A 7393-nucleotide genomic window follows, 5' to 3' on the forward strand; every position below is an offset into this window, starting at 1 on the left:
CAAGCGGGGAATCCATGCACCCAGTTTCCAAGAACAAAACCCCGGGCGGCCCGGCCCGTGACACAATCCGGCTGAACCCGGATGACAACGTGATCATCGCGTTGCGCGACCTGAAGGCCGACGCGCAACCGGATGAGATATCGATACGGCTTCCCACGGACATCGCACGCGGGCACAAGATCGCCACCGCCCCGATTGCGGCGGGTGAGAATGTGATCCGCTATGGACAGATCATAGGTCAGGCCAAAGCGGATATTGCCGCGGGCGAGCATGTTCATGTCCATAATCTGGGTATGGGGGCGCATCAGCAGGACTACGCATATGCAAGCGCGAACGCGCCGCTGCCCGAGATTTCAGGCGACCGTATCTTCCAGGGCTTCCACCGCGCCGATGGCAAGGTCGGCACGCGCAACTACATCGGCATTTTGACAACGGTGAATTGCTCTGGCTCCGTGGCGCGATTCATAGCCGAAGCCGCCGAGAAACGGGGCTTGTTGGACGCGTACCCGAATGTGGACGGCATCGTTCCGATCGTTCATGGCACCGGGTGTGGCATGTCCGGAAAAGACGAAGGCTATTCCACACTGTTTCGAACGCTGGCGGGATATGCCCAGCACCCGAATTTCGCCGGTATCCTGCTGATCGGTTTGGGCTGCGAAGTGATGCAGGTGGCCGATCTGGTTGGGGGTCGTCCGATCCGTCCTGATGGCGTGCTGCGTTATATGACCATACAGAGTGAGGGCGGCACACGCCGTACCATTGAACGTGGATTGGACGAGCTGCGCGGGATTGCCGACCTCGCGAACAAGGCCGAACGAAAACCTGCGCCGATCAGTGCGATAACGGTTGGAATGCAATGCGGCGGGTCGGATGGGTATTCCGGGATCACCGCCAATCCCGCTTTGGGTTATGCCTCGGATTTGCTGGTGCGGCATGGCGGGACGACGATCCTGTCCGAAACCTCGGAAATCTACGGCGCGGAACATCTTTTAACCCGGCGGGCCGAGACCATTGAAATCGGGGAAAAGCTGATCGAACGCATACGCTGGTGGGAGGGGTATACTCAGCGCAACGGCGGTGAGATGAACAATAACCCAAGCCCCGGCAACAAGCGCGGCGGGTTGACGACCATTCTCGAGAAATCGCTTGGCGCTGTCGCCAAGGGCGGCACCGCGCCCTTGCGTGGTGTTTACAAGTTTGGCGAGAAAATTGACAGGACCGGGTTTGTTTTCATGGATAGCCCCGGTTTTGACCCATGCTCGGTCACGGGGCAGGTGGCATCAGGTGCGAACCTGATCGTGTTCACCACCGGGCGGGGCTCGGTTTCGGGATATCAACCAACACCCTGCATCAAGCTGGCAACCAATTCCGAAATGTATGCCCGGATGTCGGAAGACATGGATCTGAACTGCGGGGACATCGTCACAGACGGCGTGAGCATCGAGGTAAAAGGCGAAGAGCTGTTCGAAATGCTGATCCGTGTCGCATCGGGTGAACAAACGAAAAGTGAAGAACTTGGTTTTGGCGGGGTCGAATTCGTGCCCTGGCAAATCGGCGCGGTGATGTAGGCCGCACCACCCCTTGGGGAGAGGGGTGTTTGGGAGGATAAATGACAAAACTGGTCGACATGTCGGGGATCGAGAAACACTTTCCCGGAGTCCATGCGCTGAAATCAGTGCAGTTCGATCTGGCACCCGGCGAAGTTCACGCGCTGATGGGCGAGAACGGTGCAGGCAAAAGCACGCTGATGAAAATCCTCTCGGGGATCTATCAGCGCGACGGCGGTACACTGCAGATCGAAGGGCGTGATGCGAACCCAACCACGCCACGCGAGGCGCAGGCCTTGGGTATCGGCATCATTCATCAGGAACTGAGCCTGATGAATGATCTGACGGTGGCGCAGAATATCTTTATCGGCCGCGAACCTCGTAAACGGTTTGGGCGACTGAACGATGTCGCGTTGAATGCACAGACGGCCGAGATTTTTGCGTCCATGAACCTAAGCCTCGACCCCAGGGCGCAGGTCGGCAGTCTGACCATTGCGAAACAACAGATGGTCGAGATCGCCAAGGCTCTGTCTTTCCGGTCCAGGGTTCTGATCATGGATGAACCGACCGCGGCCCTGAACGATGCTGAAATTGCCGAGCTGTTCGTGATCATCCGCCGCCTGAAGGCCGAAGGCGTGGGCATTGTCTATATCAGCCACAAAATGGATGAGCTGAAGCAGATTGCTGACCGGGTTACGGTGATGCGCGACGGAGAATACGTTGGCACTGTTGACGCGGCAGCAACGCCGATCAGCCAGATTATCGCGATGATGGTAGGTCGCGAAGTCAAGGAAGAGCCGCTGGTTCCCCCCGATCTGAGCGATGCGGAAGTTTCGCTGGAAGTGACCGGGCTGTGTCGGGGTCACGAAATCCGCGATGTCAGCTTCTCGGTGCTGAAGGGTGAGATATTGGGCTTTGCCGGGTTGATGGGTGCCGGACGTACCGAAGTTGCGCGGGCAATCTTCGGGGCAGATCCGAAGGATAGCGGAGAAATCCGGGTACATGGGCAGGTGGTCTCGATCCGCACGCCATCCGATGCCGTCAAGGCGGGCATTGGCTATCTTTCCGAGGATCGCAAGCATTTCGGCCTGGCCACCGGGATGAGCGTTCGCGACAATGTTGCCTTGGCTTCTATGGATATGTTCACCGGACGTGTCGGTGTTCTGAACGATGGTGAAATCAGTACGACAGCCAAAGGTTACATCACGCAGCTGGGTATTCGCACGCCTTCGGATACGCAGGAGGTGCGTCTGCTGTCCGGTGGCAATCAGCAGAAAGTTGTCATTGCCAAATGGCTGCTGCGGGATTGCGATATCCTGATTTTCGATGAGCCCACGCGGGGTATCGACGTGGGCGCAAAATCTGAAATCTACAAGCTGCTGGAAGAACTGGCCGGTCAAGGCAAGACGATCATCGTGATTTCATCGGAACTGCCCGAGATCATGCGCCTAAGCCATCGCATTGCCGTGATGTGCGAAGGCCGACTGACCGGCATTCTGTCGGGCGGCAAATACACCACTCAGGAAGACATCATGCATCTGGCGACCCAGCGGGTGGCGGCGATGCAGGTTACAGGAACAGCGTAATGACCTCAGCAACGGATATCGAAAAGAAAACCCCGCTGGCGGGTCTCTCCGAAAGCGGCGCCTATCAAAAGCTGCTGGCCTTCGCCAGCTTGATTGCCTTGCTGATCGGGTTTTCAATCGCGTCGCCGAATTTCATGCAAACCTCGAACATGATTGCCATTTTGCAGGCGACGTCGGTCAATGGGGTGCTGGCGGTTGCTGCAACGCTGGTCATCATTACCGGCGGGATCGACCTGTCCGTGGGAACTCTGATGACGTTCTGTGCCGTCATCGCCGGTGTCGTGCTGACCTATCTCGGTATGCCGCTGTTGCTGGGGGTTGCGGCAGCGATTGTGGCGGGTGCGTTCTGCGGGCTGTGTTCGGGTACCTTTGTCGCCAAGATGAAAATCCCGCCTTTCATTGCCACGCTGGGTATGATGCTGATCCTAAAAGGGTTGTCGCTGGTGATCTCGGGCACGCGGCCCATCTACTTCAATGACACGCCGGGCTTTGACCAGATTTCGCGCGGGTCGCTGATCGGAGAGGTTTTCCCTGCTTTGCCGATCCCCAATGGCGTGCTGATCCTTTTCCTTGTTGCCATTGCAGCTTCGTACATTCTGGGGCGCACGGTTCTGGGCAGATACACCTTTGCGCTGGGATCAAACGAAGAGGCGGTGCGCCTTTCAGGAGTGAACACTGATCTTTGGAAGATGCGCATTTACGCTCTGGCAGGCGGGATCTGTGGCATTGGCGGTATCCTGATCGCGTCGCGCCTGAATTCGGCACAGCCCGCGCTGGGTCTTGGCTATGAGCTGGAAGCCATCGCTGCCGTCGTGATCGGGGGCACGTCCCTGTCCGGTGGGCGCGGTACGATCCTTGGAACCCTGATCGGTGCCCTGATCATGGCGGTTCTGACTAATGGTTTGCGGGTGCTGTCCGTCGCGCAGGAATGGCAGACCGTTGTCACCGGCGCGATCATCATTCTGGCCGTTTACGCCGATATGGCGCGGCGCAAGAAGACAGGTTGAACAGTCACAAAAATCAGAAACGAAGACCAACTGGAGGAGAAGACATGCTAACACGTCGTTTCATTTTGGGGGCCCTGAGTGCGGCCAGCCTTTCGATACCTGCAACTATGTCATCAGCGGAAGACATATATATTCCGCTGGTGTCCAAAGGGTTTCAGCACCAGTTCTGGCAGGCGGTAAAGTCCGGTGCGGAACAGGCCGCCGAGGAATATGGTGTCACGATCACCTTTGAAGGCCCGGACAACGAAACCATGGTGGATCGTCAGATCGACATGCTGGCGGCAGCCCTGGCCAATAACCCCAAGGCCATCGGTTTTGCCGCTCTGGACAGCCAGGCCGCTATTCCTCTGTTGAAGCAAGCTGATGAAAAGGGCATTCCGATCATTGCCTTTGACAGTGGAGTTGACAGCGACATTCCGGTTTCTACGGCAACAACAGACAATCAGGCCGCGGCTGCGCTGGCTGCGGACAAGATGGCCGAGATGATCGGCGGTAAAGGCAAAGTGGCCGTTGTAGCACATGACCAGACCAGCCGCACAGGCATCGACCGGCGCGACGGCTTCGTCAATCGCATTGCCGAAAAATACCCGGACATCGAAGTTGTCACGGTTCAATACGGTCAGGGTGACCACCTGAAGTCGACCGAGGTGACCAAAGCGATCCTGACGGCGAATCCCGATCTGAATGGCATCTTCGGCACCAACGAGGGCTCGGCCATCGGAGTGGTGAATGGGGTGCAGGAACTAGGGACCGAGGGGCTGGTCATCATCGGGTATGACAGCGGCAAGGCCCAGAAAGATGCGATCAAAAGCGGGCTGATGGCGGGTGCAATCACTCAGAATCCCGTGGGCATCGGGTATGAAACCGTCAAGGCTGCCGTGGCCGCGATGAAGGGCGAAGAAGTTCCTGCCCTGATTGATACCGGGTTCTACTACTACGACGCATCCAACATCGACGATCCAAAGATCGCGGCTGTTCTGTACGACTGATTTTCATTGTCAAACATGTTCCTGGCTCTTGGTTCTCCAAGAGCCAGAAGCTTGTCAGAATCCCTGCATTAGCATGTCGATGCCGGCGGTGATCTGCGCAAAGTGGTCATCAAGGTCGTCGACAGGCGATTTTAGAATGCCCACCGGAACCGCAGCCATGAATTGGGTCGCCATTACAAACGGTTTGCCCTGGATATCAAAGACGGGATTGAGCCGGGTGGCTGGGATCGGTGCCGTCGCTTCGGGAAGCAGGGGCACGACGACGCGTGTGTTCAACCCGCTCAGCAGATCGCTCTGGATGTCCAGAAGATACCCGTCACCTGACGGGTTGGGGAACACGTCGTATTTTGGCATCAGAACTGTCGGTAGGTGTCCAGCGGTAAGCCATTACGCTCGACATACGCGTTGGAACTCTCAAGTGCGGCCTTGTTTTCGGCTTTCCAGCGTTCAGCTTTTGCGCTGGCGACTGCGGCCCGAATGCCGTCTTCGGCTGCGCGGGACAGGTTGATCTTCAGATCCCGCGCCTCGGACAGCATATCGCCATCCAGTGATAGATTTGCCGGTTTGCGAGATGGAGCATTCATTTGACTACCCTCTGAACTGCGCCATTTTACCATCACACTATATGCGCGTCAAACATGCGCATAATGCGTGAAACGCAGAAGCTCTCTGTTCAACGGCACGTGGCAATCAGGAGGTTTTGGCCTCAAAAGAGCTTTGCGCTCAGTTTTCCAACCCTCCCAATTATTCTGCGACATTTTGTTTTTGTTTGTGTTTATTGAACTGTTGGTCGAAGAGGTTTTTGAAGGGGCCGTTTTTTTGCATGAGTTGGTCGAGGTTTCCCTGTTCGGCGATAGCGCCGTCCTGGATGACGATGATCTTGTCTGCCTCCAGCACGGTTGACAGGCGGTGGGCGATGACGATGACGGTGACATCCTGTGTCAGGGCGTCCAGCGCCTCTTTGACCAGCGATTCCGATTCCGCGTCCAGCGCGCTTGTGGCCTCGTCCAGCAGCAGGATCTCGGCCTTTCGCAGAATGGCCCGTGCTATCGCGATGCGCTGTTTCTGACCGCCCGACAGAAAGGTTCCGTTTTCGCCCACCGGGGTCTCATAGCCCTGCGGCAGGTCGGTGATAAACTGATGCGCATGTGCGGCCCGGGCTGCTGCGATCACCTCTTCATCGCTCGCATCGGGTGCCGAGCAGCGCAGGTTGTCCATCACCGAGGCCGAGAACAGGAACGTATCCTGACCGACATACGAGATTTTCCGCCGCAGCGAGGCAAAGCTGACCTCCCTCAGGTCCTGGCCATCGATCTCGACGCTGCCCTGATCGGGGTCGTAAAACCGCATGATCAGGCCAAACAACGTGGATTTGCCACCACCGGACTGGCCGACAAGGGCCGTGGTTTTCCCGGCCTCGAAAGTGGCGCTCATGTTGTCGATCACCGGCACCGTGCCCTGATAGCCAAAGGTCACATTGCGCAGCGTGATCTGTCCGGGGCCGTCACTCAGGTCACGGGCCCGGGGGCTTTCCACCATCGTGTCCTCCTGATCCAGCAGGCTGAACAACATGCCGACACCGACCATGCAGGTTTCAATCTGGACCCGCATCCTGGACAGGCGCTTGGCAGGTTCATAGGCCATCAGCAAAGCGGTGATGAAGGACATCAGCTGACCCGCGGTCGGCTGTTCGGTGCCCGCGATGCCCATCGTGCTGACAATGAGAACCCCGGCAACCGCCAGACCGGCCAGAAACTCCATCAGCGGGCTGGCAATGGCCTGCAGCCGGGCGATGTCGTTCGAGCGCTGTTCGACCTTCCGGATCGCGGTCTCCATTCGGTCGATCATGCGATCTTCAAGCGCAAACACCTTGATCACCTTGATCCCCGCCGAGGTCTCCTGCAGCACCCGGATGATCTCTGCCAGCGATTTGAACTCGGCCTGCATGATCGAGCGCACGCTTTTCAGCAGATACCGCACGCCCAGCAGGGCAACCGGGCCCACCACAAAGAACATCACCGACAGAACCGGCTGCTGATACACCATGACCACAATCAGGCCGACCAGGGTCAGGGCATCGCGGACAAACCCGGTGACCAGAACATCGATCAGGCTTCGGGCCGATTGCGCGCCATTGGTCGTGCGCATCAGCAGATCCGATGATTCATTGGTCGAGAAGAACGACACCCCGTGCCGGACCAGCTTGCGGTACAGCTTCTCCTGCTGCTGGGCCACAATCCGGTTGCCCGCGCGTGCCAGAAAAA

At 57.7% G+C, this 7393-nt stretch carries 7 protein-coding genes; 4 read left to right on the forward strand and 3 right to left on the reverse strand.

Annotation, left to right across the window (positions count from 1 at the left end):
- Positions 1-14 precede the first annotated feature (14 nt).
- Genes AC2FND_RS08580 through AC2FND_RS08595 form a run of 4 tightly spaced genes read left to right on the forward strand, consistent with a single transcriptional unit; the run spans position 15 to position 5129 of the window.
- Positions 15-1568, forward strand: a complete 1554-nt coding sequence (locus AC2FND_RS08580; RefSeq protein WP_496769148.1) for a UxaA family hydrolase — start codon at positions 15-17, stop codon at positions 1566-1568.
- 41 nt (positions 1569-1609) lie between these two features.
- Positions 1610-3133, forward strand: a complete 1524-nt coding sequence (locus AC2FND_RS08585) for a sugar ABC transporter ATP-binding protein (protein WP_496769150.1) — start codon at positions 1610-1612, stop codon at positions 3131-3133.
- Entirely contained in the window at positions 3133-4140 is a 1008-nt protein-coding gene (locus AC2FND_RS08590; protein ID WP_496769151.1) for an ABC transporter permease, read from the forward strand. The genes AC2FND_RS08585 and AC2FND_RS08590 overlap by 1 nt, the downstream gene beginning before the upstream one ends.
- 44 nt (positions 4141-4184) lie before the next feature.
- Positions 4185-5129: an ABC transporter substrate-binding protein gene (locus tag AC2FND_RS08595; protein ID WP_209506853.1), complete on the forward strand. Its 945-nt coding sequence runs from the start codon at positions 4185-4187 to the stop codon at positions 5127-5129.
- A gap of 54 nt (positions 5130-5183) precedes the next feature.
- On the opposite strand, the gene AC2FND_RS08600 is transcribed toward AC2FND_RS08595, so the two are convergent.
- The 3 genes from AC2FND_RS08600 to AC2FND_RS08610 all read right to left on the reverse strand — a co-directional run.
- Positions 5184-5483 carry a CcdB family protein gene (locus AC2FND_RS08600; protein WP_209506854.1) on the reverse strand — a complete coding sequence of 100 codons (300 nt, stop codon included), beginning with the start codon at positions 5481-5483 and terminating at the stop codon, positions 5184-5186.
- Complete coding sequence (locus tag AC2FND_RS08605) at positions 5483-5713, reverse strand: type II toxin-antitoxin system CcdA family antitoxin (protein ID WP_496769153.1); 231 nt, start codon at positions 5711-5713, stop codon at positions 5483-5485. Before AC2FND_RS08605 ends, AC2FND_RS08600 begins: the two co-directional genes overlap by 1 nt.
- 160 nt (positions 5714-5873) lie before the next feature.
- On the reverse strand, positions 5874-7393 hold a 1520-nt coding region (locus tag AC2FND_RS08610; RefSeq protein WP_496769155.1), incomplete at its 5' end, for an ABC transporter ATP-binding protein.

The organism is Ruegeria sp. BHSB056 (assembly GCF_059613305.1).